Annotated in this window: 22 protein-coding genes; 9 read left to right on the top strand and 13 right to left on the bottom strand. The window is 60.5% G+C overall.

Going from position 1 to position 23,717, the window contains the following annotated elements; all coding sequences use genetic code 11:
• Positions 1 to 385 precede the first annotated feature (385 nt).
• The 6 genes from VJX68_RS18630 to VJX68_RS18605 form a co-directional block, all read right to left on the bottom strand.
• The gene (locus VJX68_RS18630) at positions 386 to 808 is read right to left on the bottom strand and encodes a hypothetical protein (RefSeq protein WP_324097235.1); all 423 of its coding nucleotides are present in this window, start codon (positions 806 to 808) and stop codon (positions 386 to 388) included.
• 168 nt (positions 809 to 976) lie between these two features.
• Entirely contained in the window at positions 977 to 2,476 is a 1,500-nt protein-coding gene (locus VJX68_RS18625) for an ammonium transporter (RefSeq protein ID WP_324097234.1), read from the bottom strand.
• A 354-nt stretch (positions 2,477 to 2,830) separates the two neighbouring features.
• Positions 2,831 to 3,037: a response regulator transcription factor gene (locus VJX68_RS18620; protein ID WP_324097233.1), complete on the bottom strand. Its 207-nt coding sequence runs from the start codon at positions 3,035 to 3,037 to the stop codon at positions 2,831 to 2,833.
• Positions 3,034 to 3,462, bottom strand: coding sequence for a response regulator (locus tag VJX68_RS18615; protein WP_324097232.1), 429 nt, complete (start codon positions 3,460 to 3,462; stop codon positions 3,034 to 3,036). The genes VJX68_RS18620 and VJX68_RS18615 overlap by 4 nt, the downstream gene beginning before the upstream one ends.
• Positions 3,459 to 4,541 (bottom strand): sensor histidine kinase, encoded by a 1,083-nt coding sequence (locus VJX68_RS18610; protein WP_324097231.1) that lies wholly within the window; start codon positions 4,539 to 4,541, stop codon positions 3,459 to 3,461. The genes VJX68_RS18615 and VJX68_RS18610 overlap by 4 nt, the downstream gene beginning before the upstream one ends.
• Positions 4,542 to 4,661: 120 nt before the next feature.
• Entirely contained in the window at positions 4,662 to 6,182 is a 1,521-nt protein-coding gene (locus VJX68_RS18605; RefSeq protein ID WP_324097230.1) for a SagB/ThcOx family dehydrogenase, read from the bottom strand.
• A gap of 111 nt (positions 6,183 to 6,293) precedes the next feature.
• Between VJX68_RS18605 and VJX68_RS18600 the strand changes: the two genes are divergently transcribed.
• The 3 genes from VJX68_RS18600 (at position 6,294) to VJX68_RS18590 (ending at position 9,106) form a co-directional block, all read left to right on the top strand.
• Positions 6,294 to 7,220, top strand: a complete 927-nt coding sequence (locus VJX68_RS18600) for a cyclase family protein (protein ID WP_324097229.1) — start codon at positions 6,294 to 6,296, stop codon at positions 7,218 to 7,220.
• Positions 7,221 to 7,258: 38 nt separating this feature from the next.
• Entirely contained in the window at positions 7,259 to 8,458 is a 1,200-nt protein-coding gene (locus VJX68_RS18595; protein ID WP_324097228.1) for an amidohydrolase family protein, read from the top strand.
• 102 nt (positions 8,459 to 8,560) lie between these two features.
• Entirely contained in the window at positions 8,561 to 9,106 is a 546-nt protein-coding gene (locus VJX68_RS18590) for a hypothetical protein (protein ID WP_324097227.1), read from the top strand.
• 160 nt (positions 9,107 to 9,266) lie between these two features.
• Here VJX68_RS18590 and VJX68_RS18585 read toward each other — a convergent pair whose 3' ends face one another.
• Complete coding sequence (locus VJX68_RS18585; RefSeq protein ID WP_324097226.1) at positions 9,267 to 10,460, bottom strand: LLM class flavin-dependent oxidoreductase; 1,194 nt, start codon at positions 10,458 to 10,460, stop codon at positions 9,267 to 9,269.
• A gap of 29 nt (positions 10,461 to 10,489) precedes the next feature.
• A complete protein-coding gene (locus VJX68_RS18580) occupies positions 10,490 to 11,182 on the bottom strand; it encodes a TetR/AcrR family transcriptional regulator (RefSeq protein WP_324097225.1) in 693 nt (230 codons plus the stop codon).
• A gap of 279 nt (positions 11,183 to 11,461) precedes the next feature.
• Between VJX68_RS18580 and VJX68_RS18575 the strand changes: the two genes are divergently transcribed.
• From VJX68_RS18575 to VJX68_RS18560, 4 genes are all read left to right on the top strand, one after another.
• A complete protein-coding gene (locus tag VJX68_RS18575) occupies positions 11,462 to 12,871 on the top strand; it encodes an amidase (RefSeq protein WP_324097224.1) in 1,410 nt (469 codons plus the stop codon).
• Between the two features lie 65 nt (positions 12,872 to 12,936).
• Positions 12,937 to 13,368 carry a nitroreductase family deazaflavin-dependent oxidoreductase gene (locus VJX68_RS18570; protein WP_324097223.1) on the top strand — a complete coding sequence of 144 codons (432 nt, stop codon included), beginning with the start codon at positions 12,937 to 12,939 and terminating at the stop codon, positions 13,366 to 13,368.
• Between the two features lie 17 nt (positions 13,369 to 13,385).
• Positions 13,386 to 13,748, top strand: coding sequence for a DOPA 4,5-dioxygenase family protein (locus tag VJX68_RS18565; protein WP_324097222.1), 363 nt, complete (start codon positions 13,386 to 13,388; stop codon positions 13,746 to 13,748).
• Positions 13,749 to 14,297 carry a P-loop NTPase family protein gene (locus VJX68_RS18560; protein ID WP_324097221.1) on the top strand — a complete coding sequence of 183 codons (549 nt, stop codon included), beginning with the start codon at positions 13,749 to 13,751 and terminating at the stop codon, positions 14,295 to 14,297.
• 210 nt (positions 14,298 to 14,507) lie between these two features.
• On the opposite strand, the gene VJX68_RS18555 is transcribed toward VJX68_RS18560, so the two are convergent.
• From VJX68_RS18555 to VJX68_RS18535, 5 genes are all read right to left on the bottom strand, one after another.
• Positions 14,508 to 15,059 carry a chromate transporter gene (locus tag VJX68_RS18555; protein WP_324097220.1) on the bottom strand — a complete coding sequence of 184 codons (552 nt, stop codon included), beginning with the start codon at positions 15,057 to 15,059 and terminating at the stop codon, positions 14,508 to 14,510.
• Positions 15,056 to 15,727 (bottom strand): chromate transporter, encoded by a 672-nt coding sequence (locus VJX68_RS18550; protein WP_324097219.1) that lies wholly within the window; start codon positions 15,725 to 15,727, stop codon positions 15,056 to 15,058. The genes VJX68_RS18555 and VJX68_RS18550 overlap by 4 nt, the downstream gene beginning before the upstream one ends.
• Before the next feature lie 24 nt (positions 15,728 to 15,751).
• Positions 15,752 to 19,138 carry an adenylate/guanylate cyclase domain-containing protein gene (locus VJX68_RS18545; protein WP_324097218.1) on the bottom strand — a complete coding sequence of 1,129 codons (3,387 nt, stop codon included), beginning with the start codon at positions 19,136 to 19,138 and terminating at the stop codon, positions 15,752 to 15,754.
• A gap of 75 nt (positions 19,139 to 19,213) precedes the next feature.
• Positions 19,214 to 20,455, bottom strand: coding sequence for an aspartate aminotransferase family protein (locus tag VJX68_RS18540; RefSeq protein ID WP_324097217.1), 1,242 nt, complete (start codon positions 20,453 to 20,455; stop codon positions 19,214 to 19,216).
• Positions 20,456 to 20,607: 152 nt separating this feature from the next.
• Complete coding sequence (locus VJX68_RS18535; RefSeq protein WP_324097216.1) at positions 20,608 to 21,090, bottom strand: response regulator; 483 nt, start codon at positions 21,088 to 21,090, stop codon at positions 20,608 to 20,610.
• A gap of 522 nt (positions 21,091 to 21,612) precedes the next feature.
• Between VJX68_RS18535 and VJX68_RS18530 the strand changes: the two genes are divergently transcribed.
• Positions 21,613 to 21,894, top strand: coding sequence for a hypothetical protein (locus VJX68_RS18530; RefSeq protein ID WP_324097215.1), 282 nt, complete (start codon positions 21,613 to 21,615; stop codon positions 21,892 to 21,894).
• A gap of 37 nt (positions 21,895 to 21,931) precedes the next feature.
• The gene (locus VJX68_RS18525; RefSeq protein ID WP_324097214.1) at positions 21,932 to 23,713 is read left to right on the top strand and encodes a chloride channel protein; all 1,782 of its coding nucleotides are present in this window, start codon (positions 21,932 to 21,934) and stop codon (positions 23,711 to 23,713) included.
• Positions 23,714 to 23,717: the final 4 nt, after the last annotated feature.

The raw sequence follows: 23,717 nt of genomic DNA, 5'->3' as shown, positions 1-23,717 counted from the left end.
CAGCATCAGCGCCACGAAAATTCCGGCCCACATCGCCATCCCCGACGGAAATGCGTAGCCCGCCTGTTGGACAAAGGTAATCCACAGGAATGCTCCCGGGGCGATGAGCGCCATCGCGTTGACCGTGACTCCGGTCAAGCCGAGGGTCGGCACCATCTTTTTCTGTTCTTCAGCCATCTTGCCTCCTTCGATTCGCGGCGGAGGTGGTTGTCCGCCGTGCGCACGTGAACTCCCGTTACGGGAGCACAGGGGCTCAAAGCATGAAAAGTGCCATTTCAAAATCGAATGAATATTGATGAAAAATGCAATGTGACTGCTCAAACAGCAGGCATCCGCTTATCAGGCAGTCATCAGGCCAGTCGAGATTCCCTCCCAACCGACTCTTTCAGTTGCCGAGCGACTCGAACTGCCAATTTGCCAGTCGATACACCAGGCCGAGCGATTTCAGTTTCATCCCGACGGACCCAGCCGTTGCCGCGGACGCTTCCGCACGGCTAACCGTGCCCGTCACGATAGGATCTCCGGAAGCCGGGTCGAGCACTCGCAGCACAATTTCATCGGTGTCGGGCAGTGTCGCGAACAACCGGGAGATTGCCGCGTCCACATCCTCGAGGCATTGCTGCACGAATCTCTGTGCAGATCGCTCGGGCGCCAAACCTTGATCCCAAGGATGAATCTCCCGGGCCTGCCATTCGACCTCGAGCCGATTGCGCATGCTCCTGAGCGAGAGGCCGTCGTTGCGAACTCCCGCCCGCCGATTGACTTCGAGCGCGCCGATTACCTTGCGCCGTAGTCGCTGCTGCGCCAAGTACGCTACGAACTTTTTCGCGGCCCCTATCACTGTCCAGCTCCATCTTCGGATGCTCGGGCCGGCCCCGAGTCGGTGGCTGATTCCGACAGAGGCCGGCCCGTTTGATCCAAGCACTTGGATGACTCCCGTAAAGTCTCCGTGCTGCGGTCCACATCGCGCAGGGTCCTAGGCAACCTTCTTGACTTTTGAAGGCCGCGCCATGGTGCGCCTGCCGATCGGTACGTCGTCGATGCTCTTCGGGCAGCCGTCGTTACCGGTGACGACGTATTCCGGGTACGCGGGGAAGCCGTGCTCGTGCAAGTCGAGTCCTTCGATTTCTCCCTCGGTCGGAATGCGGAGTCTGAAGGCGTACTTCACCGCGTACATCAGGGCCATCGAGGCCACGAAGGTCGCGATAGTGATCGAGAAACTGCCGATCATCTGTGCTTTCAAAACGCCCAGGTCGCCTCCGTAGAATAGACCGGTGACGACGCTGCTGGTGTCCGCTCCTGTCGCTGTCGGCGCGCCGTATTTACCGGCGGCGAACAGGCCAAGCGAGAGCGTGCCCCAGATTCCGGCGATCATATGTACCGGGACGGCGCCGATCGGATCGTCAATGCGCAGGTATTCGAGCAGGTCGATTCCCCAGACCACCACAATCCCGGCGCCGATTCCGAGCAGGAACGCACCTTCAGGATCGACCCAGTAGCAAGGGCAGGTTATCGCGACCAGGCCCGCCAGGAATCCGTTGACGGTTAACGCGAGATCCCATTTGCCGGCCTTGTAGTACGAATAATAGAGCGAAGTCAGGCCCGCTGAGCAGGCGGCTATCGTCGTGTTGAAGGAGACGCGGCCAATGCCCTGTGCATCCATCGCGGAAAGGGTGCTGCCAGGATTGAATCCGTACCACCCGAACCACAGGATCAGACCGCCCGTCGCGCCGATTATCAGGTCATGCGGTTTCATCGGCTCGCCGCCATCACGTTTGAAGACGCGACCAAGCCGAGGTCCGAGCGCGATTGCCCCGGCCAAAGAGATCGTTCCTCCGATCGTGTGCACTACCGTCGATCCGGCGAAGTCGTGAAAATTAACCGGGTTCAGGTTTGCCAGCCATCCGTCCGGACCCCATGCCCAGTGTCCGATGACCGGATAGATGAAGCCCGTCACGCCCACGCTGTACAACAGGTTGCCGATGAAGTCGCAGCGGCCGATTCTCGCGCCCGAGGTAACCGTCGAGCAGGTGTCGGCGAATGCATACTGGAATACCCAGTACGCAAGCAGCGGCACTCCCGTGGTGCCATAGGTCGGAGCGAGGCCGTGCAGCATGAAGCCGGTCGTGCCGATCCACGGCGTCCCCGGACAGAACATGAATGCGAAGCCCCACAGCCAGAAGGTGACGCCGCAGATGCAGGTGTCGGCGATTCCTTCCACGAGAATGTTGACGGTCTCACGCGAGCGCGCGAATCCCGACTCCAGCATGACAAAGCCGACCTGCATGCAGAAAACCAGGTACGCAGCTACCAGCGTCCATACCGTGTTGATCGCGTTGACGTTCGGCGGCGGCAAGGCCGGTGCGGTGTCCGCGTATGCCGAGGCGGGCAGATACCATTTCGAGATCAGCAAGAGTACGAGCCCGAGCCCGATCATTTTACCGGCCATCAAGTAACCCGCGTTGCGGCGGACCATCGGGTCTCGCCAGGCTTCGCGGATTCTCTCCAAAAGTCCCGTTACTCCTGAGTACATCGATCATCTCCCTCCAAGGTTGATTTGCGTTGGCTATGCGCCTCCGCGCGGCGCGACGAACGCGCTGATAACTCACTTTTCCCCTGGAGCAAGACGTATGCCTCGGCGCCAATGATCCCGAGTCCATCCAACGATGAATCAAGTTGTAGACCTATCGATGGAGCGAGCGATCCACCTTAGGTTTCAAATTTTCGCTTAACTAGGAGTTATCTCTGCTGGCCCGAGAAATTCTGGGAGAATGACGATGCCGCATCTAGCGGCAATGCCTGTCATATGCGCATCACTGCGATCGGCTTGTCAGCGATTGCGATCGAGTACCGCGACCATTCCGGTCTTGATCGCGTAGTGCGTCAGCTCAAGACGATCGCGCACGGCGAGCTTTTGAAAGATATTGTTGAGATGGGTTTTGACGGTGCTCTCGGTTATCGAGAGCCGCTCGGCGACTTCGATATTCCTTAGGCCAGAGGCGACGTAGCGGACGATTTCGGATTCCCGCGGTGTCATTCTTTTCCACTCGAGCTTTCCTGTCTTGCAAACTCGGTTTGCACCGTTGGCGGCATCCAGACCATTCCATCGGCGACAGAGCGTACCGCCATCATCAACGTCTCGATCGCAAATCGCTTCTGCACAACACCCTTGGCGCCGAGTCGCAAGGCTCTAACTCCATTTTCGGCACTTTCGCTCGCGGTCAGCACGATCACGTTTGTCAGGCGGCTGAGTCGCGCGATGTCTTCCATCATCCAGCGGTCCATCTGCAGATCGAGCAGAAGAATGTCACTGTCCGTGTCGGAAACGACCGGCTCTACATCATCCGCTGATTCTATTTCGGCGACGACCTGAGTGTCTGGTTGAAGCAGCAGCAGCGACTTCAGTCCCTGCCGGAAGAGCGCGTGATCGTCGGCGATTATGAGACGCAGCGGCGTTCTCATACCTGGCTGTTCGGGAGTTCGATTTGCAACCGGGTGCGGCCATCGCTGTGCATGCTCATGTGCCCTTCCAACTCCGCGACCCTCGAGGCTATAGCCCATGGCCGCGACGACGAGTCTGACAAGCCCACACCATCATCCTCGATACTGATCGAAACCTTGTCGTCGGCCTCATGCACGTCAATCCTTACCAGGTTAGCCAATCCGTGGCTCCTGGCGTTGCGCAGGCCTTCAAGCATGATCTGCAGTATATGCTCGCCGAGAAGACTGCGACCACTGAACGCGGCTAGAACTTCAAAGTTTGGATCAGAAAATCGCGCGGCGAGATCCGCAGTAGAGCCCTGGTCGATCCCTGCGAGCGAGCGCAGATAGATTCGCACCGAATCATACTCTCGGGCGACGCCGGTTTGCAGATCCGTGATTTCCAGGAGCGCGTCTTGCGGGCGATTCCTGTTCAGGAGAGCGCGGCAGGTCTCGAGCCGCAAATTAACTCCGGCCAGGGCCTGGACGTAACCGTCATGCAATGATCGCGCGATCGATTGTCGCTCGGCGCGCGTTTCCAACTCGCGTACCTCCGCTTCAAACAGGGCGCGCTGCTGCGAAAAGAAGCCGATCAAATATCCGGTGATCGCCAGGTACACCGCCCGCATATCGTAAACGCTGGTTATCCCCCTCGTCAGGACTATCACCAGCAAATACAGCGCTACGCTCAAAAGCGTCACCGTGACTATTGGACGAGACTTCGCGCGGCTTCCGGTTGCGACAATCGCGAACACAAAGAAGACGTACGACGCGCTCGTTTGCCCCTCGGTTATGAATGCGACCACGGTCGCGAAGAACAGGTCGAAGCTGGTTGAAAGCACCTGAAGATTCCCGTCCGCCAGTCGGCGGCTGAGCGCGAAATACATTCCAACGCTGTACGCCAGATGGCAGAGCAGGGTTGTCAACGCGTAAATGTTCAGGTGGAAGAGGCCACCGGCGGTGCTGGGATCGATGTACAGGGACAGCATCGCAATGAGCGACAAAGCAATTCGGGCTCGGGCGATACTGAGATCCAAATCCTGGAACTCAGGCAGATTCATGCAACCTATCAATCTCTGCGAAAGAATAACCAGATCGAATCTGGTGAACATAGGTGGACGCCAGCGGGCACTCGCTTGCCAGACGGTCATCAGCACCGCACGCGCGATTCTTTGGGCTCGCTACGATTTCATCCGCGAACGGGGAATTCCGAGCGCCACCATCCATAGCGGACTCTTTCCTGCCGCGTGCGGCTCGAAGAACTTGGTCGTATCGTCGTCGTAGAACGTCAGTCCCGTCGCGCCGCGGCCGAGCGAATACGCCGCCAGGTACGCACGGCCGCCAAGAATTCCAGCCTCGAGATGCGCATAGCCGTAGCCGCGATTTCCCAACGCGTGCAGCGCGCGCTCGAGATCGGCCATATAAACAACAAGCGCCGAGCAATCCATGCCGAGCGGCTGTTCGAGGCACAAGTACCCAGCCTCACCCCGGAAATTGCCCGCCTTCAGCAACTCGAACGCGCGCCCATCTCGGTTGTAGTAGTACGCACCGGGTTCCAATCCTTCGGCCGCGTTGACGATTAGATAAATCTCGGTCAACGCCGGAAAGTCAGCCTGCGGATGCACGCTTGAAGCGGCCAGGATGGTCGCGAGCTCTTCGGCAGTAATCGCCTGCTGCGCAAATGCCCGCGACGATCCGCGGCGCAAAATCGTCTCGCCGAGTCCCGCGGATTCCTCCGAAGTTATAGTTTCAAGATGAAGCGCGTTCGCACTCGGCGGCGATTCAGATGGCGCTGATTCCAGTTTCGCCGCGGAGACCATCGCGACTTCATCGGCGGTGACTAGCCGCGACTCGCGATGCATCTTGACTCTGTCCTGGTACACCTCGTCCTTCGCCGAGAGCGGAATCGACTCGAGAGTCAACGGCTCGATTTGCGGCGACGGCGTGGCCGGTTGGTCTGATCTTCCAAGCGCAACAAGCGCGATCATGCCTTCCCGCTCGCCGTCGATTCCGAGTAACTTTTCGAGCGCCGGATCCTCGAATGCGGTGATCACCTCCGCGGATATTTCCTCGGCCGCCGCCGCTGCAAGCAGATTTGCGAGCAGAGTTCCCGCGTCCCAGTAGCAATACCGATACGCCCGTGCGCGATATTTCCATTCACTGCGCCAGTAGATCGCCGACAGCGCGATCACCACACTCGCGTGCCGAATCGACGGGCGCTGTGCGGCAGCCTCGGCAATGTAACTGCGCCAATCGCCGCGCCTGAGCCCGGTCATCCGCAAATCAGCCGGCGAAAAGTGGTAGAGCCCGTTCTCGAGCACGTCCACGTCACTGGCCGCGACGTAAATCTCGATTGGATACAGCGCGCCCGCGGACGGCGCCGCGCGGAAATGATAGTCGTCGGCACCGACTCGCTTGTGCCGCGTCAGGCCGTCGGCACAGAACAGGATACGCGTCAGCGCCGGCGTATCGATCGGCGCGGAAAAATCCGCCGGTACGTACGACGACAGCGCGGCCAGCGTCGGCGTCGAGGAAAGATTCAGGTCGCGCGGCAACGCGACCGACGCGGCGCCCGGATAAATCTTGTACGGGAGCGGCTTGATGTCCCAGTCCAGAAAGTGCGGCGACGAACGCACGCTGGTGTACGAATGCTTGGTGACCTCGTGAAAAATCCGCGCCGCTTCGATGTAGTCGTTACCCAACTGGTCTCTCCGGATCCCGCGAATCCATACCGATCGTTCAAATTGACAGGCCCGCCGCCGGGCGTGCTATACGGGGTTTTCCACGCATCCTGTACCGCGGGAGAGATTATCATGGGGCAAAAGCTTTCGCCTTCGGACGTGATTGGAATGTTCGAGAAGCTCAGCAACTGGGCGCGCTGGGGCAAGGACGATCAGCGCGGCGCACTGAACTTCATCACCAATCAGAAACGCGCCGCCGCAGCGCGCCTCGTGCAAACCGGCGAAAGCGTCTCGATGGCGCTGCCGCTCGCAACGATCCCCGCGCCCGACAATCCAAACCCGGTTACTCACTTGATGGTGCAGGCGGGCGCCGACTCGCACGAGCAGGCGCTGCCTTATTCCGGTGACTATTTCGCGATCGCGCCGCATGGAATGGCGAATACTCATATTGACGCGCTCTGTCACGTCTTCTGGCAGAACAAAATGTACAACGGCTTCGACGCCAGCGAGGTCGGATCGCATGGCGCAAAAAAGTGCGCGATCGACGTCACCCGCGCGGGTATCGTCAGCCGCGGCGTCCTGCTGGATATTCCGCGCCTCAAAAAGATCGAATGGATGGAGCCCGGCGAAAAAATTCTGCCACAAGATCTCGACGCCGCCGAAAAAGCGCAGAAGGTTCACGTCGAAGAAGGCGACGTGCTGATGGTTCGCACCGGCCGCGCCGCGATGCGCAAGGTCAAAGGCGGATGGGATCCCATGCGCGTCGGTCTGCCTGGCCTCGAAGCCGCCTGCTTGCCGTGGCTCCACGAGCGGCGCATCGCAGTCCTCGGCTGTGACGCAGTCAGCGACGTGATCCCCAGCGGCTATGACGGCGTTGCGTTGCCGATCCATGTCGGCACGCTCGTCGCGATGGGCATACATCTGATCGACAATGCCGACCTCGACGCGCTGTCGTCGGCTTGCGCCGGCCTAGGCCGCAACGAGTTCATGTTCTCGATGGCGCCGCTGATCCTCGAGCGCGGCACCGCATCGCCGGTAAATCCGCTCGCGATCTTTTGATTAGTCAGTGACTACTTAGTAGTGCGGGAGTTGATACTATGAAGACTGAAGAACTGATTATTGATTGCGACGGGCATATCCTCGAACCGCCCGACCTCTGGGAGAAGTACATCGACGCCAAATATCGCGAACGCGCGATGCGCATTCGCGTCGGCGACGACGGCTTCGAGTATCTCGAAATAGATCGCAAGCGCGCCAAGATGACCGCGCCCGGCCTGCTTGGCTCACTCGGCGGCATGGGCAAGAAAGTCGAGGACGCAAAAAAATTGCGCGAGTCCTCGACGCGCGGCGACGTCAAGCCGGAGCAGGTGCGGATGCTCGCGCCGAAACCCGAGGACACCTACCTAAAGGGGGCGGCCTTCGGAACCATGGTCATGAAGGAACGGCTCGAGCTGCTCAACCGGGAGGGGATGGCGAAATCGATTCTCTATCCGACGATTGGACTGCTCTGGGAAGCGGAACTTTTCGACGCCGAGCTCTCGGCCGCATACTGCCGCGCCTACAACCGCTGGATCGCCGACTTCTGCCGCGACTCGGGCGGACGCTTGATCCCGATTGCTCATCTTTCGCTCGGTGACCCCGCAGAGGCCGCGCGCGAACTCGAGCGCGCCGTGAAGGACGGATGCAAGGGCGCCTTCGTCTGCCCTTTCACCATCACCCGCGTTCCGCACGGCGACCCGCGCCACGACGCGGTCTTCGCGGCGGCGCAGGATCTCGCCGTCCCGCTCGCGATTCATCCAACCTTCGAGCCCGCCAGCTTCGGCATCCATCATCGCTACGACAACTTCGGCTGGGCCGCGTGGTACTACGATCTGTTCGCAGGCCAGGGCGTGCAGCACGCCTTCGGAACGTTCTTCCAGCTAGGAGTATTCGACCGCTTCCCGAAGCTGCGCGTGGTCGTGCTCGAATCGCAGGCGGGATGGATCGGCTACTTCCTCGATCGCGGCGACGCCATCTTCAACGGCACCACGCTCGGCGCTACGGTTCGCCTCAAAGAGAAGCCCTCGTACTACTTCAAGCGCCAGTGTTACATCTCAGCGGATCCCGACGAACGTACTATTGCGGCGATGATGCAGATTGTCGGCGAGGACAAGTTCTTCTGGGCGACTGACTATCCGCATCCCGATCATCCGGGCAATTATCTCGATGAGCTGAAGGGGATGATCGCGCCGATGACGGAGTCGGGACACCGCGGTATCCTTGGCGAAAACGTCGCGCGCGCATATCAACTAATTTAGTCAGAATCATAACCCGCCATCCATTTCCCTCGCCGGTCGCGGCTATGCTGTGCTGCGCCGCAGCGCAGTCTATACTTGACCATCCGTCCGCCGGAGGAATCTATGCCGCGTCCGATCCGCCGCCAGTCACTAACTTCACCCGCCGCCATTGCATCGATGGCAATTCTGTTCGTGTGCGTCGCTTCCTCGTGCAATTCGCAGTCGTTCCAACAATCGACCGGACCTTCGATGCCGGTAGCTCCGCCCGCTCCCGTGCAGCCGCCCCCGCCGCCGATGAACGTAGCGAGGCTGCTCAATGGAAACTGGATGGCCACCTATCCGGGTGGTCCGCTTCGAGTGGTAATCGGTCTCGACCAGATGCTACGCGGCCGAAACTACGTCGCGACTCTCATTGACGGCAACAAAAGTATCCCCGCGGGCCAGGTCGTATGGAAGGGAACGCTCGATCAAAACGTGCCTGGCATAGTGAGGGCCGATCAGATTTGCGCCGATCATGGATTCCAATCGGCGCGATGGGTGAAGGCACGAATCATCGTCAGTGACGCGAGCCACTTCCGTGAAGAACTCGTCACTCCGGGCGACTGCCACGGCTTCCCGGTGACGTTCACGCGCGTCGGACCCGCCCCGACCGCGCCGGTCAAGCACTGACGCGAAAACAAAAAGGCCGCCCCGCTCGGGACGGTCCTCTCTTGTCATCCTGACGATGCGAGCAGCGCGAGCTGAGGAAGGACCTCGGACACCTTCGCGCCACGCGAAGCCGGTTCCGGTCTCTTGAATCGCGAGCTGCGCGAGCTCCTTTTGCCTCCCGCTAAACGAGCATCCCTGCCTGCACGACGGTGGGTCCGTCGCTCTTCGGGATTTTCGGTTCCGGCTTGCGCTTCATCGCCTTCTCGAGGATCGGCGCGATTCGCTCGGCCTTCTGATGCGCGCGCTTTTGTTCGCGCTCCTTGAATTCCGGCATCACCTTTTCGGCGAACAGGTTGAGCGACGAGCAGATGTCTTCGTGCTTGTTGTTGCCGGCCTGCGAGATGAACACGACCTGGTCGACGCCGGCTTCCTCGAACTCGCGCAGCCGCGTGCGAATCTGGTCGGGCGAGCCGACGCATGAATTCGTGCCGTCCATGCCTGGCAAACTGATCGGACTGGATTTGAAATTATTCCAGATATTGGTCTTGCCGGGCTCGTGTTTGCCGAACGCATAATGATGGCCGAGCGCGTACGAAAAAAACTTCAGCCCCTCTTCGCCCATCTTGTGCGCGAGCTCGGCGTTCTGATCGCACATGAACCCGGTGACGATCGCGATATTTGGATTGATCGCATATCCGATCGGCTCGCATTCATTCTCGAGCGTCGTGTAGTAGTCGTTAACCCACTGCCGCGCCTCTTCCGGCGACACGAACGCGAAGGTCAGCGCGCCGATTCCAAGCTTGGCCGCGAGATGAATCGTCTCACGCCGCGAGCATGCGACCCATAGCGGCGGATGCGGTTTCTGCACCGGCTTCGGCACCACGTTGCGCACCGGCATCGAGAAGTACTTGCCCTCATGCCCGAGAAACGGATCCTCGACGAACATCCGCGCGATCGCGCCGAGCGACTCTTGCCACATCTCGCGCTTGTCCGCACGCGCGATGCGAAAGCCGCCGAGCTCGAGCTCCGCCGACGACTCGCCGGTGCCGAATTCGACGCGCCCGCCGCTCACCAGGTCGAGCGTCGCGATCCGCTCCGCCACCCGCGCCGGATGATTGTACCCCGGCGGCAGCAGCACGATTCCGTGACCAAGCCGAATCTGCTTTGTCCGCTGACTGGCCGCCGCCAAAAAAATTTCGGGCGCTGACGAGTGCGCATACTCCTCGAGAAAGTGATGCTCGACTTCCCACATATGGTCGATGCCGAGCTTGTCCGCGAGTTCGACCTGGTCGAGCGCGTCCTGAAACAGCTTCAGCTCCGAGCCCTCTTTCCACGGCCGCGGCAGCTGATGCTCATAGAAAGTTCCCAACTTCATAAGCGCGATTCTCTCCTTTTTTTCAGTATCTATTCCCGCGGTGATTCAGGCGTTCGTGGGCCTGTCGTGAACAGCGTGCGCTCGACCATGTCGATCACTTCGCGCTTGCGCCGTTCGATCATTGCAGGTTCGAGCAGGTTCATGCTCCACAGCCGCAGGATCATCGCCGCCGTCGTGAAGTAGCCGATCGTGATCGAATTCAGGCTCCACATGAAATGCAGCGGATCGACTTCGGTGCGGAACTCGCCGTCGCGCTGCCCGCGGAAAATAAAATTAACCGCGGTGGAAAACAGCGGCGGCAGCCGGCGCTTGAGCACTTGCCGCCCGACTCCGCTTTCGTCGGCCATCTCTTTCCACATGATTCGCACGAAATCCGGATGGCTCGCGATAAAGTCGATCGCGTCGCCGACCGCCTGGCGCATCCGCTCCTGCCGGCTCTCGCGCCCCCACGCGATCGCATTGGCCGCGTCCTCGAGGCTCTCGAACATCTTGTCGAGCACCGCGAGGTAGAGCTGCTGCTTGGACGGAAAATGATGCAACAGCGAAGGCGCCTTGATTCCGATTCTCTTCGCGATATCCCGCAGGCTGGTGCCGCGATAGCCGCGCTCCGCAAACAGCGCCTGCGCGACTTGCAGCACGCGGTCGCGCGTGTCCGTAGGCCGCCGCAGGTCAACGATCTTGGCGCTCGCGCGCGCGGCTGAATTTTTGGAAACGCCTCGCACTGGTTTATCGAAAAATTTATCTAACGTCTGTTAGGGAGTCAAACCGCACCCCCACTGGGCACCTGCGTCCGGTTTCCTTTATGATTCCGGGCTTGTCATAGTAGGTTTTGTTTCAAGCATTAGGACAGAACCCGACGAAAGCGCCAGTCGTCACATAAACCCTTCGCGAAAGCCGCACTGCGCGAATTTCGCCTCTTCGCGTCTTCGCGTCTTTCATTGGGTGCAGGGGTCGCCCCTGCCGCCCACCGCGCAGGTGATTATTCCTCGGAGGTGTCCGCCATGACCGAACTGTATTGGAAGCCAGCGCATGAACTTGCCGCGTTGATTCGCAAGCGGGAGATTAAGCCGAGCGAATTGATGGACCTGACGATCAGGCGAATCGAGCAGACCAATCCGAAGATCAATGCGTTTGTCGCGCTGCGCGCTGACGCCGCGATGGCCGAGGCGCGCGCGCTCGACGAGAAGATCGCGCGCGGCGAGAAAGTCGGCACGCTGGCCGGGTTGCCACTCGGCGTCAAGGACCTCGAAGACACGATCGGTCTGGTGAACAGCCATGGGTCCAAGCCGTTCAAGGACAACATGTCCAAGACGGATTCGATCCAGGTAGCGCGGCTTAAGGCGGCCGGCGCGATCGTGATCGGCAAGACCAACGCACCCGAGTTCGGCGCCCCCGCATTCACCAAGAACCTGCTCTTCGGCGTCACCCGCAATCCGTGGAATCTCGAGCGCACGCCCGGCGGTTCTTCTGGCGGCACTTCGGCGGCAATCGCGGGCGGCGTCGTGCCTATCTCAACCGGCTCCGACGGTGGCGGCTCGGTGCGAATCCCCGCATGTTACACCGGATGCTACGGGCTGAAGCCGAACTACGGCAGGATTCCGAACGACCCGACGCTCGGGATGCAACAATGGAACGATACTTCCGTGCACGGTCCTATAGTTCGCACCGTGCGCGACGCCGCGCTCTTTATGGACGCGGTCGTCGGCTATCACCCGGCCGATCCCGACTCGCTGCCACATCCGGGAATTTCCTACTCCGCGATTCTCGAGGGCATCCCGAAAAAACTTCGCATCGCGTTTCATCCTGACTTCGGCCAGCTCGTGCAGCACGATGTCGCGCGCGAAATCGCGAAGGCCGCCGCCGTCTTCAAGGCCCTCGGCCACGAGGTGACGACTATCGACGACCCCGTGCCCGATACCGGCCGCGCCTGGATGCTAATCGGCACGTCTCAGACCTATGCGATGCTGCACGAGTGGCTCGAACGCGATCGCGAGAATTTCGGCCGCGCATTCGCCGCCGGCTTCGACGGCGCGCCGCGCATCACGTGGGAGCGTTACGGCGCCGCGTATCGACGGCGCCGCGAATTCAACGATTGGTGCCAGCGCATCTTCGAGCGCTTTGACTTGCTGCTGACACCCACGCTTCCGACCGAGGCGTTTGCCGCCAAAGGTCCGATGCCTAGCGAGATCAACGGCCAGCCGCTCAAACATCCGCTCGACGCCGTGGTGTTCACTTATCCGTTCAACATGAGCGGTCATCCCGCGGCGTCGGTGCGCGCGGGCCTTGCCGACTCCGGCCTGCCATGCGGCTTGCAAATCGTCGCCGAGCGCCATCGCGAGGACCTCGTCCTGCAAGCCTCGTACGCCTACGAACAAGCGCGCCCATGGAACAACAAATGGCCCGAGATTTAGATCAGGCATAAGCTGCGGGAGCGGGTTAACGACAGACACAACTTTCCTGAAAAGAGGAGACCACCATGGCTGAGTTCAACGAAAAAGCAATGCATGAATTCAATCAGAATCTAATCAAGGAATTTCGCGCCAACGGCGGCAAGGTTCTGAGCGGCCCGTTCGTGAACGCGCCCTTGCTTCTGCTGACGACGACCGGCGCCAAGAGCGGCCGTCCCTTTACCACTCCGCTCGTGTACACGAAGGATGGCGATCGAATCGTGATAATCGCGTCAAAGGGTGGCTTCCCGACAAACCCCGCCTGGTTCCACAACCTGAAGGCTCACCCGACGGTTACGATTGAGCTCGGCAAGGAAAAGTTCCAGGCCAAGGCTGTCATCACAACCGACCCCGAGCGTCAGCGCCTGTTCGACGCGCAAGCCAAAGTGATGCCCAACTTTACGGAATATCAAAAGGCCACGACGCGTCAGATCCCGGTGATCGCTCTGCAACGAATATGATCGACTGAGTAATCACGATGTCGGACCCGATCGATCCATCGATCATAAGTTGCTATCACGCGCACATCTACTACGATGATGCGTCGCGCGACACCGCAGCACGGCTGCGCGAATCGATCGAGCGCACCTTCAAAGTGGTAATGGGCCGATGGCGGGACGCGCCAGCGGGTCCGCATCCGCAGTCGATGTACCAGGTAAAATTCGATCCGGATGAATTCGCGAAAATCGTCCCGTGGCTGATGCTGAACCGCGCCGGCCTAAACATCCTGGTCCATCCCGAGACCACCGACGCCTACACCGATCACGCAATCAATGCACTATGGCTCGGCGAAAAACTGCAGTTGCGCCTCGACATCCTCCGCAATCACAAAAGTGGTTAGATGAAGACCAGGCGCGTTCACGTCATGGGAGCTTCTGGCGCCGGCGTCACAAGCCTCGGTCGCGCTTTGGCCGATACTCTGGCCGTCCCGCATCACGACACGGATGATTACTTCTGGCGGCCGACGAACCCGCCGTATCGCGAGATGCGCGAGGTCGCCGATCGTCTCCGCCTTATGCGCGAGGTGTTCCTCGATCGATCAGAATGGGTACTGAGCGGCTCGCTCGACGGTTGGGGCGACCCCATCATTCCGCACCTGGATTTGGTGGTATTTTTGTACGCCCCGACCGAGATTCGCCTGCAGCGACTGCGCGCGCGCGAGGCTCGGCGCCTCGGCCCCGATGCGGTTGCTCCTAACGGCTCGCTGCATCAGCAAGCGGAGGAATTCATTGAGTGGGCTTCACACTACGATGACGGCAGTCGGGAGGGGCGCAATCTCGCGCGGCACCAGGCATGGCTCGCGAAGTTGCAATGTCGCGTCGTGCGTCTCGATGGAACTCGTGCATTACCCGACCTGGTAAAGGAAGTTTGTTCAGCGATTCAGAGGTAGGCGTTACTGAGAGACATGGTTATGGCTTCAACCATGAATTCAGCGACCCGGTAACCCGCGAGGACATCGTGCTCTGCGAATCGGTGCAGCGCGAGCTGCGCTCGAGCATGGACATTTAATGCTGTCGCGCGAACGCGGCATCCAACACTTCCAAAGGCTCGTACCGATTTCTGACCGCTCGGGAGCCCGCAGCTTAGGTCATCGGAGTTTTCAGACCATCCGCAACGCGAACCATCCCACGGCCCCGCCTGCGAGGATAAGCAGCGCGGGATTGATATGACGCTTGAGCAGGATCGCGGTCACTATCAGCGTAATCGCGACCGTGGTTTCGTTGAAGCGCATCGAACGGTCGAGATTGATCGTGGCCGTCCGGCCGATCGCGTACACGCCCGACATCATCAGGCCGATCGTGATCGGCGCCATCCCGCGTTGCACCGAGTCGCGCCACGGCGAGCCTTCAAAGTGGTCCCAGAATTTCCCTACAGCGAACACCAGCGTGCACGACGGCACATAGAAGGCGAGCAGCACCAGGATCGCGCCCGCGATCCCCGAGACGTGGTAGCCGATCACTGCCACCATGTTCATGTTGGGTCCCGGCGACAACTGCCCGAGGCTGTAGATGTCGGTGAATTGCTCGGCGCTGAGCCATCGATGCGTGACGACTACGTCGTGCTTCATCTGCGGCAGCACCGCGGTTCCGCCGCCGACCGCGAGCAGCGACAGCAGCGCGAACACGTTAACCATGTTGACCAGCTTATTCATGATGGTGTCCCCGCGCCGGCGTCGGCCGCGCCGTGCCGCGCCGCGACTTCCTCGTGATGTTCAGCCAACTGCGCGTGATACGCGGCTTGCTGCGAATGATACGCGGCGAGCTCGGCGCGGTCGGGCCGGTTGAGCTGGATCGCGATCGGCGCGAGCACTACCAGCACCGGCACCAGTGAGATGTGAAAAATCCCAACCAGCACGAACGCCGGAATCAGGATGATCCAGTCCTGCCATTTTTTGATTTCCCGGCGGCCGAACTGCAGCGTCACCGCCAGGATCAATCCGACCGCTGCCGCACCCACGCCGTTCAGCACCGCGCCCACCTCAGGATTATTTTTGAAGTGCGAATACAGCAGCCCGAGGACGAACACGACGATTGCACCGGGAAGCGTCATGCCGGCCACTGCGACGATCGATCCGGCCACTCCGCGCAGGCGGCTGCCAACGATCACGCTGACGTTGGTCGAGATCAGGCCCGGGACGGTCTGCCCGATCTCGAGAGCCGCCAGGAAGTGATCGTCGTTGAGCCAGTTCTGGCGGGTGACGAGATGCTCCTGCAGATAGGCGACCACGCCCCCGCCGAAACTGGTCGCACCTATGTAGAGAAAAACCCCGAACAGCTTTGCGAGGCTGACGTCTGGCGCCCTGGTCGACGCATCATTCATGGCGGTCCATTCTTTCCTCCCCGGTCATCTCGTCAATTCCTCGAGCAGCGCCTTGGCGTCTTTGAGGTCGGCGGTGTCGAAGCCCTCGGTGAACCAGTTGTAGATTTCGGCGAGCATCACGCGCGCCTCGTCGCGCTTGCCCTGAAGATCGAGCGAGCGTGCGAGACTCATCCTCGCGCGCAATTCCAGTGACTTGGCGCTCTGCTTGCGCGCAATCTCAATCGCGCGCTCAAAGCATCGCTGGGCTTCCGCGACGTTGGGATCGTCCCGTCTAAGCAGCAACTCGCCTTTGAGCTGAAATATTTCAGCAGCTTCCAGCAGCCGCTCTTCACGCTGATTTGCGGCCGTCTCCGCTTCTGTCAAGGCACTAAGCGCATGATCGAGGCGGCCGGCTTGCATGCATGCCTCAGCCAGCAGGCACAGAAAACCCGATCGGAACAGTTCAATCCCAGTCGCGCGAGACATGGCCATGCCTTCGTATAGCTGCGCAATCCCCTCTTCGTGGTGCCCCTGTGCGGCCATCACCGAGCCGCGTAGAGCAGTTGCCCAAGGCAACCACTCGGTTGTCCCGTGCTCGGCGCTGAGTGCGATCACGGCATCCGCAGACTCTTGAGTTGCACGTACTTCGCGGCGAAACAGGTGAACCATGGCGGCAAACATAATAGCCCGAGTCAAATCACGGGGATTGGACAGGCTTTGAGCGAACGCCAGCGCTTCATTGCTTCGCTGGAGTGCCTGGTCGGGATAGCCGAGAGTCCACAGCGCCCAGCTCAACAACAGGAGGTTAATTAGCTTTGCATCATACCCTTCAAAGCGCAGGGCGAGGGTCCGATGGCGCTCAGGATCATAGTGGGCGATCGCGGTTTCTAGATGCTCCCGTGCGGAAATCGACTCCCCCATGAAGTACCAAGTGTCTCCCAAAACATAATTGGCATACAGCAGTAGCGCGGGGTCCTGTGCGCTATTCGCCCGACGCAAAAACTCCTCGGCCAGCTCGTAGCTCCTCGGTAACTCGCCTCGTATTAAATGCTCAAGCCAAAGTCCGTACAGGGTGGGGAAAAACTCCTCCGGAGGATCGCCGAGTTGCGCGCATAGCTGGCGCGCGCGAGTATAAGCGCGCCTGACTTCCTGCGCGCCCCACCCCTTGATTGTGATCGAAGCGGGGCCGACGGCCAACTGGAGGAGCAATTCCCGCCGCGTGCGCTCGGGAGAGTCAGGGAGCCTTTGGAGCAGATCTATCGCCGAGGTCAGGCCGTTGATCGCATCGTTATAGGCCGAGCGCTGCATCGCCTGATTACCAGCGCGCCCAAGGTATTCGACCGCCTTGTCGACGTTGTCGCTGCGGCTGTAGTGATGCGCGAGCTCGTCCAGATGGTCTTCCAACTGCTCGGCGAACATCGACTCGAGTGCTTGTCCCGCGCGCTCGTGAAGGAGCTTTCGGCGCTCGATAAGGAGCGAGTTATAGGAAACTTCCTGGGTCAGCGCATGCTTGAAAGTATATTCGGTGTCGCCGACGGCGGGCTGCTCGTAGATGAACTCGGCGAGCTGCAAATCGCCGAGCATCCGATTGAGGTTATCGTCCGCCTTGAGCGTCACGCTACGCACCAGGCCGAGCGGAAATTCCCGTCCCAGCACCCCGAGCGTCTGCAGCAGCTCCTTCTCTTCCGCCGGCAGACGGTCGATACGCGCGGCGAGCACGCCCTGCACCGTGGCCGGGACTTTCACCGCATTCATCGAGCGGGCGAGCTTCACCGTCCCGTTGCGCATGAGCACGCCGTCGTCGAACAGCGACTGCACGATCTCCTCCATGAAGAAGGGCGTGCCTTCGGTACGCTCGATGATCATCCGCTTGAGCGGAATCAGATCCTTGCCGCCGTCGAGCAGCGCGGACATCATCTCCTCGGCGCTCTCTTTGCCCAACGGATCGAGCCGCAATTGCGTGTAGTAGGTCTTTGATCCCCACTGATGCGAGTACTCGGGGCGGTAGTTCACGAGCAGTAAAAGTTTCGCGGTTCCGATCGAGTCAGCAAGCAGGTTGAGTAACTCCTGGGTCTGTTCATCGATCCAGTGCAGGTCCTCGAAGATCACCATCAGCGGCTGATTGAGCGACTCGCGCAGGATGATCCGCTTGATCGCATCCAGCGTGCGCCGCTTCCTGACTTGTCCGTCCATCTGCGCCAGCGGATCGTCACCCTCGACAATCCCGAGCAGGCTGAACAGGTAGGGCCGCGTGTCCTCGAGTGATGGGTCGAGGATCGACAGCCTGCCGGCGACCTTCTCGCGCCGGACGCGCTGATCGTCTTCTCCGGCGATCCTGAAGTAGGTGTGGAGCAAGTCGATGACCGGCAGATAAGCGGACGCTTTACCGTGCGAGACCGAGAACGTTTCGAGCACCATCCAACCGGATTGCGAGACCGCTTTGAATTCGAAGAACAGCCGCGACTTTCCGGTCCCCGCTTCCGCCATCGTCGCGACGATTTGTCCGCGGCCCGACTTTGAGCGCTCGGCCGCGGCCTTCATCGCCTCCATCTCGCGCTCGCGCCCGACGAACTTCGTCAGTCCCCGCCCCGCCGAGCGTTGCAGGCGCGTGCGCAGCGGCCCCAAGCCCGTCACCTCGTAAACGTTGACGGCCTCGCTGACTCCTTTTACGCGTGTCGGCCCGCGCGGCTTGAGCGCAAAGTATCCTTCCACCAGTCGGCGGGTATGCTCCGTTATCGCGATCGATCCGGTTGGCGCCACCGTCTGCATCCGCGAGGCGAGATTCGTGGTGTGCCCGATCGGGGTGTACTCGACGTGTCCGCCGCCGGTTGAGATCGAACGCACCACGACTTCGCCGGTGTTCGCGCCGACCCGAATCTCAAGCGGCGCCCGGCCGTCGGCGAGCAACTTGTCGCTGCAGCGGCGCAACTCTTCCTGCATGCGAAGCGCCGCATAGAGAGCGCGCTGTGGATGGTCCTCGTGCGCGACGGGCGCTCCGAACAGCGCGAAGATGCCGTCACCCGTCGATTGCACGATGTAACCGTCGTAGCGGTGCACGGCGTCGATCATCAGCTTGAGGGCAGGATCGACGATCGCGCGCGCTTCTTCGGGATCGAGATCCTGCTCGAGCTCGGTCGATCCCTTGATGTCTGCGAACAGCGCGGTAACCGTCTTGCGCTCGCCTTCGAGCGCCGTAGCATCAAGCCCCTCGGGCGTGACTCGAATTTTGGAAACTGTCGATCCAGTTTGAGAGGAATTGGCGGCCGGGGGTTCCGCAATGCCGGCGAGCGCGGCGCCGCAATCTCCGCAAGATCTAGCGGCGGGTGCATTCTCAGACGCACATTTCGGGCAACGACTCGCCAGCCCGCTGCCGCATTGGGAGCAGAATTTCTTGCCTGCGACGTTTTCGGTACCGCAATTCGTGCACCGCATCGATTTGCCCGTCGGGAGAGAGGAGGGTCAACCCCTTTCGCCTGTTTTCGGCAGCCGCGTCTAAGCTGCCGCGGACTATGCGCCGAACTGCTTGCGCACGGCCTCGAACGCTTGCTCGGTGACGTTTAGCGTCTGCTCGATATCGCGCTCGGTGTGCGCGGCCGAGATGAACCAGTTGTGGCGCGGCGCGAAGTACACGCCGCTGCGCGAGCACACGCCGCAGAATACTTTCGCGCGATCGAAATGCCCCGCATCGGCCTTGAACGTCATGTACGGAAGCGCCGGCGGCCCCGAGTACGTCACCTCGAGTCCGGCGCTGCGAGCCTGCGCGAGCAGACCGGTGCGCAGCTTCTCGCCGGTCGCGCGCATCCTCTCTATTCCGCCACTCGCCTGCAGCTCCTTGAGATTCGCCAGGCTCGCCGCCATCGGCACCGCGCTGGTGAAGTACGATCCCGTGAAGAACACTTCCTGCGCCGCCTGTTTCAGGCTGTCGCGCCCAAGGCATGCGGCCAGCGGATAGCCGTTGGCTATGGCCTTGCAGTAAGTCGCGAGGTCGGGGCGCACTCCGAACAACTCGCCCGAGCCGCCCATGTGCAGGCGAAAGCCCGCGCGAACGTCATCGAGGATGAGGACGATGCCGTTGTCGTCGCAGATCTTGCGCACGCCCGACAGAAATCCTTCCACCGGCAGCTCCGAGTCGTGACCCGCATCGTGCTTGAACGGCGACACGATCACGCCCGCGATCTTGCCGCTGTTCTCTTCGACCGTGCGGCGCAAGCTCTCAAGATCGTTGTAACGAAAATAAACCACGTTCGCGCGATCTTCCGGCGTCACTCCGCCGGGCATCGGCGTGCACCACGCATGAGTGCCGTGGTATGCGCCTGCGCACATCGCGATCTTCGGGCGCCTGGTCGCGTGACGCGCGACCTCGGTCGCCCAGGTGCATACGTCGGAGCCGTTTTTCGCGAACACCGTCCAGTCGGCAAACGGCGTGATCGACACGAGATGCTCCGCGAGCTCGACCCACACCGGCCCCGGCGCGTTGAAGCAGTTGCCGAGGTCCATCTGCCGACGCGCGGCTTCCTCGACCTTAGGATGCCGATGGCCGAGCACGATCGGCCCGTACGAGCACATGTAGTCGATGTACTCGTTGCCATCGACGTCCCAGACGTGCGAACCCTCTCCGCGCGCGAAAAATGACGGATAAGCGCCCCTGGTAAGGACCAGCGGCGTCTGGTGGCCGTAGATGCCGCCGGGAACAACTTTCTTGGCGCGCTCCATCAGCGCGTCGCTATGCTCGAATGTGTAGGGTTTCACGGCAACTCCTGTGCTATTCAGGTCGCGTCTGCTGTAGCGAGCAGACCGTCAGCGAGAATCCTATTTGCAGTCGCGAGCGTCAAGCCTGCAAAAGCAAACGGGCCGCGAGTCGTTACAACTCACAGCCCGTGTAGATATGCGATTAATCTTGACTAGTGGCGATATGCCGGGTCGCTCGGCCGCTGCGAGAGCGGCAGCGCGCCGACGCGCACCAGCTCGTCGCGCAGCTTGGCGCGCGAGAGCGGCTTGCAGAGTACGGCGGACGCGCCGAGTTGGTAGCTTTCCGCGATATCGCGATCATAGAGCGAGCTGGTGATCACGAACATTGGCACCGCAGTAAGCGCCTCGTTCGCGCGCGCCGCCTGCAATACGGAGAAACCGCCGTTGTCGGGCAGCCGCAGATCAACCAGGAACAGATCCGGACGATCATGCTCGGTGAACTGCGCGATCATGAGCAGCGCCTCGTCCGCATTCGACGCGTGCACCAATTCGATATCGTCGCCGAGCACCTGCCTGACCACCGTGAGCGCGATGAAGACATGGTCCGGGTTGTCTTCGACGAGAAAAATCCTGACTGCGGGATTCAACGTGCCCAGATCCTTGTCTTGTTCTTTCTCTTTATCTTGGTCGCTCATAGTCCCCCGTCACTCTGACGAAATCCGGGCAGCCGGGTTTCAATATCGTGTCACTAAACGTTGCCTGAACGAAGCCGGGTGAAATCTCTTGTAAGCGTATGATCCAATTGCCGTGCCATCTATTCGAGCCTACGACTTGACGAGAAACGTCGCGCTTAGTTGTCATATGATGCTGCGAGGGTAAGTGAAGCCCTCGATAACCCGCCAATCCCCGATTTGGGCATTGAATATCGCTCTCATCCCGCACACCTCCGCCGAATCTTCGATCAATGAATGATCCCCGACCGGTTGCATGTGGCAAATCTGCTACAGGCGTTGCTGCGACTGTGCCACCCGGAGACATAGTGCTAAACATTAAAGCTCATGACTGGCGGACCCGATTCCGGGGAGGGAAAGGATCACAGCATTGGGAATTTTGGCGAATTTCCGGGATTCGAGATTCTTTAAACATCCATTGCTGCGAAAATACACCGCCCTGGTCAATGAAGACCTGACGGCAACGTACTCGCGCGACATCCAGAAATGGCTTCTCGTCGCGCCTATCATCGGTATCCTGCCGGCCTCATCATCGCAGGCATCGCTGTGCTCGTCCTCGACGTCATCTGGGCGGCACTACTTCCCTACTATCTTGGCTATCATTGGGCAATCGTGGTCGGACTCGTCGCCGGCTTCTTTGTGACGGGCCTGATATTGCGCATCGCGAAGACGCGAGTCCAAGATCGAAATGAAGGCAAGGCCGCCTCCGATGAGACCGACGCCACGAGCGGTCTGAGGGTACCGAATGACCGACCACAGGATCGCTGATTCATCGTCTACGGAGGGCTTGCCTATTGCTCCATCGATGGGGCCGGTACTCGAGTCGCTAGTGACACCTCAGCGCTCGACAGCCGTAGATAGCCGCGTCGTCTTCCTCACCGTGATCGCGGTTGCAATTGGGGTGGCGGCTGGCCTCGTCGCACAGATCCTGCTGCGTCTGATTGGTCTCATAACCAACTTGGCTTTCTATGGCCGTCTGACGACGCAATTCGTTTCGCCCGCCGCGAACCATCTCGGCCTGTTTGTGATCATCGTCCCCGCTGCAGGTGGTCTAATCGTCGGCCTGATGGCGCGCTACGGTTCGGAGGCTATCCGCGGGCATGGAATTCCTGAAGTAATGGAGCAGGTGCTTCGTAACCAAAGCCGAATCCGCCCTCGCATCACCTTTCTTAAGCCGGTTTCCGCGGCCATTGCTATCGGGACAGGCGGCCCTTTCGGCGCCGAAGGTCCCATAATCGCCACCGGGGCAGCTCTTGGCTCTCTGATTGGCCAGTTGCTCAAGACTACCGCCGACGAACGAAAGATCCTCCTATCAGCGGGAGCGGCAGCCGGGATGGCAGCGACTTTCGGGAGCCCAGTGTCCGGGGTCCTGATCGCAGTCGAGCTTCTGCTCTTCGAGTTCCGTCCCCGTTCGTTGATTCCGGTCACTTTCGCGTGCGTGGCCGCTACTGCGGTTCGCGTGACATTTGTGGGCTCCTCACCGATCTTTGAGATGCCCACTCTGGGACCGCCGAATCAAACCGCATTGGTTCTGTATATCCTGCTTGGGGCTATAGTCGGGGTCGCTTCGGTAGGCGTGACACGCGCTGTCTACCTTATCGAGGATGCCTTCGCCGCGTTACCAATCCACTGGATGTGGTGGCCTGCGCTTGGCGGCATTGTCGTTGGCGTAGTCGGGTACTGGATTCCTCAGACCTTGGGCGTGGGATACGACAACATAAGGTTCGAGCTCTCGGGAACCCTCACTGAGCAAGCTCTCGTCCTGCTCTGCGTTTTCAAATTTCTGTCCTGGTCGGTCTCGCTCGCAAGCGGTACATCAGGAGGAACGCTCGCTCCACTATTCATCATGGGTGGCGCTCTAGGGGCGGCCCTCGGTGGCGAGTTGAGTGCGCTGTTTCCGCACGCTGGCCTAGACGTGCGCGTCGCCGCTCTGATCGGAATGGCGGCGATGTTTGCTGGTGCATCCCGCGCGCTACTCGCATCAATAGTGTTTGCGTTTGAAACCACGCTGCAACCGTTCGCGTTGTTGCCCCTCGCGGCGGGCTGCACGGCTGCCTACCTCGTTTCCAGCCTGCTCATGAAAGAAACGATTATGACCGAGAAGATCACGCGCCGCGGAATCGCTGTACCTGCCGACTATGCTGCCGACTTCCTCTCGCAAATTCTCGTGCGCGACGTGGCAACATATAAGGTGGTCTCGCTCGAGGCCGGCCTGACCTTAGGGGAAGTTCGTTCGCGGATCGCCCAAGGTCTTCAAGAGAGCAACCACCATGGCTATCCGGTCGTGGACAAGGAGCGCGGACTTGTCGGCTTGGTGAGTCAACGCGCCTTGCTGGATGCGAGCGAGCCGGCCACGAAGCGAATCGGCGACATCGTCAGCGGCCCTTGCGCGGTCGTATTCGAGGATAACAGTCTGCGGGAAGCGAGCGACCTAATGGTGCGAGAAGGGCTTGGCCGCCTCCCGGTGGTGAAGCGTGAAAACCCGCGCGAGGTCGTTGCGATACTCTCCGGGAGCGATATCAGATCAGCGAACCGGCAACGCCTCGACGAAGCTCATCAGGCGGAGCAAACCATACGCTGGCGCTGACCGC

Source organism: Binatus sp. (SeqCode) (genome assembly GCF_035272065.1).
In the GTDB taxonomy this organism is placed as follows: domain Bacteria; phylum Desulfobacterota; class Binatia; order Binatales; family Binataceae; genus Binatus.
This window is presented reverse-complemented; position numbering and strand designations above follow the sequence as displayed.

Coding starts and splice junctions, on each gene's coding strand:
- VJX68_RS18525 (WP_324097214.1), top strand. CDS start 21,932: ATGGGGCCGGTACTCGAGTCGCTAGTGACACCTCAGCGCTCGACAGCC.
- VJX68_RS18545 (WP_324097218.1), bottom strand. CDS start 19,138: ATGCGGTGCACGAATTGCGGTACCGAAAACGTCGCAGGCAAGAAATTC.
- VJX68_RS18615 (WP_324097232.1), bottom strand. CDS start 3,462: ATGAGAACGCCGCTGCGTCTCATAATCGCCGACGATCACGCGCTCTTC.
- VJX68_RS18625 (WP_324097234.1), bottom strand. CDS start 2,476: ATGGTCCGCCGCAACGCGGGTTACTTGATGGCCGGTAAAATGATCGGG.
- VJX68_RS18575 (WP_324097224.1), top strand. CDS start 11,462: ATGACCGAACTGTATTGGAAGCCAGCGCATGAACTTGCCGCGTTGATT.
- VJX68_RS18610 (WP_324097231.1), bottom strand. CDS start 4,541: ATGAATCTGCCTGAGTTCCAGGATTTGGATCTCAGTATCGCCCGAGCC.
- VJX68_RS18585 (WP_324097226.1), bottom strand. CDS start 10,460: ATGAAGTTGGGAACTTTCTATGAGCATCAGCTGCCGCGGCCGTGGAAA.
- VJX68_RS18570 (WP_324097223.1), top strand. CDS start 12,937: ATGGCTGAGTTCAACGAAAAAGCAATGCATGAATTCAATCAGAATCTA.
- VJX68_RS18555 (WP_324097220.1), bottom strand. CDS start 15,059: ATGAATAAGCTGGTCAACATGGTTAACGTGTTCGCGCTGCTGTCGCTG.
- VJX68_RS18565 (WP_324097222.1), top strand. CDS start 13,386: ATGTCGGACCCGATCGATCCATCGATCATAAGTTGCTATCACGCGCAC.
- VJX68_RS18530 (WP_324097215.1), top strand. CDS start 21,613: ATGGCTTCTCGTCGCGCCTATCATCGGTATCCTGCCGGCCTCATCATC.
- VJX68_RS18600 (WP_324097229.1), top strand. CDS start 6,294: ATGGGGCAAAAGCTTTCGCCTTCGGACGTGATTGGAATGTTCGAGAAG.
- VJX68_RS18590 (WP_324097227.1), top strand. CDS start 8,561: ATGCCGCGTCCGATCCGCCGCCAGTCACTAACTTCACCCGCCGCCATT.
- VJX68_RS18620 (WP_324097233.1), bottom strand. CDS start 3,037: ATGACACCGCGGGAATCCGAAATCGTCCGCTACGTCGCCTCTGGCCTA.
- VJX68_RS18535 (WP_324097216.1), bottom strand. CDS start 21,090: ATGAGCGACCAAGATAAAGAGAAAGAACAAGACAAGGATCTGGGCACG.
- VJX68_RS18550 (WP_324097219.1), bottom strand. CDS start 15,727: ATGAATGATGCGTCGACCAGGGCGCCAGACGTCAGCCTCGCAAAGCTG.
- VJX68_RS18560 (WP_324097221.1), top strand. CDS start 13,749: ATGAAGACCAGGCGCGTTCACGTCATGGGAGCTTCTGGCGCCGGCGTC.
- VJX68_RS18595 (WP_324097228.1), top strand. CDS start 7,259: ATGAAGACTGAAGAACTGATTATTGATTGCGACGGGCATATCCTCGAA.